Below are 2703 nucleotides of genomic sequence, written 5' to 3' on the forward strand. Positions count from 1 at the left end.
CCTGCCTATCCATTCATTATATATTTTATAATAAAAAACATTAATTATTTAAAAATAAAATCACCATTGGTATATTTATTCATCTTCTTGCAGATTAATAGTTTTTTAGACAGCTATTATGTCATCAGATATGAACAAGAGTTTATAAGAAACACCTATAGACTATCCAAATACCTAAACGACAAAACATTCCAAGATTCAAATATTTTTATCATAAACGGTGGAGAAATGAATAGCTTCTTATCTTTGTCATTAGCTAAACAAAATAAGAACAAATCAATTCATTTTTTCAATTTAGATTATGTAAAAAACCCCATTAATATTGCAATAGAAAATAACAATAAATTACATAGAATACTGAATATAGGAAACAAAATTAAACCAAAGCATTCTGACTATATAATCACTAAAGAAACGAACAAAAAATTTACTTATAATATAATTACAAAAAAAGCTATAAAAACCATTGGGAAGCCTATTAATAAAATTGATTTTATTTACAACATCAAAAGAGCATTTGTTTTTTTAGGGCTGATAGACAAAAAATATCTAGTATATGAACAACCCATATACATAATTTATAAAATTCAATAGGAATTTATAACAATTTAAAAATAAATGCTAAATTTGATAAACCATTGCGTGTTTCTGGCATGGATTCACTAATTATTGATCCAAGCAAAATAAAATTTGAATTTAAAAAATAAAAATAGTGAAACGTTTATTTAATTTCTTCAAAAAGCAAACAGATAAAAACATTGACTTAAATGATTCAAATTATATTTCAAATCAAGAATCTATTCTATCTAAACTGAATAATGAGAAACAGAAAGAACTTCTCAATAACGGATTTATTAAACTAAAGGTTCTTGACACTGAAAAAACAAATCAATTATTAAATCTATATTTATCTCAACCTAATGCAAGACGTGAAGATTTTGGATTTCATGTTAGCTTAGATATTAATCAAGAAAATATAGTCAATACAATAGCTCAAAAAATTTCTGAAATAATACAACCTAATGTAGATTTATTCCTCAATAATTATCAATTTATTTCACCAAGATTTGCCGTAAAAGAAGCAAATCAAAATAGTTTGGTTCCTCCACATCAAGATTGGAGTTTTGTAGATGAAACTGAATTTCAATCATACAATTTATGGATAGCATTAAGTCCTTCAAAATTAGACAATGGCACATTAGGTTTTTTACCTAAATCCCATAATAAGTAAAAAAACATAAAGGCTACACCTTTACCGCTTTTTAAAGTTTCATTTCATGATTATGCCTATGATTTACTAAATGAACTAGACTATTATGAACTTGAACCAGGTGAGACATTCTTATTTAATAGTAGAGTAATCCATGATTCAAAGCCTAATATTAGTAGCGAAGCTAGAATAAATATTACCATTGAAATTACTAATAAAACTGCTCAATTGACACATTACAATTTGCAATCTGATGGGGAAACTATTCATGAATACTTAATCGACAATAAATTTTTCAGTATTTATTCAAATGCAAGGCTAACAAAAATGTATAAAAACAATAAAAGCATTGATACTTATAAAATAAATTGTACTTTTAAATGCAAAAGAGAATATATTAGTAAAAACAATTATTGTCATAATATGGTAAACAATATTTTTAAAGATAAAGAATTAGAATTAGAGTTTGATAAAAATGGCTTTGTCATTGTTGATTTTATAGGCAAAGATGAAATCGAATTTTTAGAAAAGAAATATTATGAAATTCACAAAAAAAATAATCGTGGGTTTTATGCAACAACCTTTCTTTCTGATTTAGATTATCGAAAAAGAGTAGATGAAGTAGTTTCTTCTATACATAATCCTGCTTTAGAAAATCATTTTGAGAATCATAAAAACTTTTTAGGTTCTTTTGTTACTAAAAACAACGAGCCTAAAAGCGAATTAGGGCTTCATCAAGACTTAACTTTGGTTGATGAAGATAAATTTGTACCTATTAACGTTTGGTGTCCACTAATTGACATTAACGAAAACAATGGTGCATTAAGATTACTAAAAGGCAGTCATAGATTTCCTAGAACCTATAGAGCTCCAACTATTCCTTTTGCTTATCAAGAGCATGTGAAACTTTTAGAACCTTATATGACACCCATGTATGTAAAAGCAGGGCAAGCGGTTATATGTAGTCAAAGCACTTTACATGATTCAGTTCCGAATGTAAGTAATAATTTTAGAATTGTTTCACAAACTTTTGTTTCTCATAAAGATGCTCAATTTCAAGTGGTTTTTAGAGATAAGAAAAAAACTAAGCAATTAGAAATTTATGAAGAAGACACGGATTTGCTCAAGAATTTTCAGCAGTTTATGGACGGCATTTATGAGCGACCAAAAATTGGAAGACTATCCAAAACAATTCCTTTTGACAATTGGCAACCCAGCAAAAGAGAAATGAGAAAATTACTTGAAGAGTATTGCATTTAAAACAATAAAATATGAACCCAAATCGAGTTAGAGATTTTTATAACAAATACACAGATACATTTATAAAATATTATGGTAATGTTTTACAAACATATAGTTCTAAAAACAAAAATGAGTATCTTAAATATTTACTAAAAAGCATTGGAATAAATAACAACATGAATATTTTAGATATTGGAAGTGGTGTTTGTGGTCCTTCTATTTATTTTGCAAAAAAAAAGAAAGTTTATATT

The 2703-nt window shown here is 26.3% G+C and carries 4 protein-coding genes; all 4 read left to right on the forward strand.

The features are described 5' to 3' along the window. Positions 1–594 (forward strand): hypothetical protein (locus R2808_RS11385; protein WP_371271131.1); only part of this gene is annotated, 594 nt, incomplete at its 5' end. Positions 595–712: 118 nt separating this feature from the next. Continuing rightward, entirely contained in the window at positions 713–1231 is a 519-nt protein-coding gene (locus R2808_RS11390; protein WP_371271132.1) for a phytanoyl-CoA dioxygenase family protein, read from the forward strand. Positions 1232–1537: 306 nt separating this feature from the next. Beyond that, complete coding sequence (locus tag R2808_RS11395) at positions 1538–2470, forward strand: phytanoyl-CoA dioxygenase family protein (protein WP_371271133.1); 933 nt, start codon at positions 1538–1540, stop codon at positions 2468–2470. A gap of 11 nt (positions 2471–2481) precedes the next feature. After that, on the forward strand, positions 2482–2703 hold a 222-nt coding region (locus R2808_RS11400; RefSeq protein ID WP_371271135.1), incomplete at its 3' end, for a hypothetical protein.

It is taken from the genome of Flavobacterium sp. (assembly GCF_041392005.1).
In the GTDB taxonomy this organism is placed as follows: Bacteria; Bacteroidota; Bacteroidia; order Flavobacteriales; family Flavobacteriaceae; genus Flavobacterium.

What these genes read in the sequence shown, in the direction of transcription:
- R2808_RS11395 (WP_371271133.1), top strand. Translation starts at nt 1,538, where the DNA reads ATGTATAAAAACAATAAAAGCATTGATACTTATAAAATAAATTGTACT.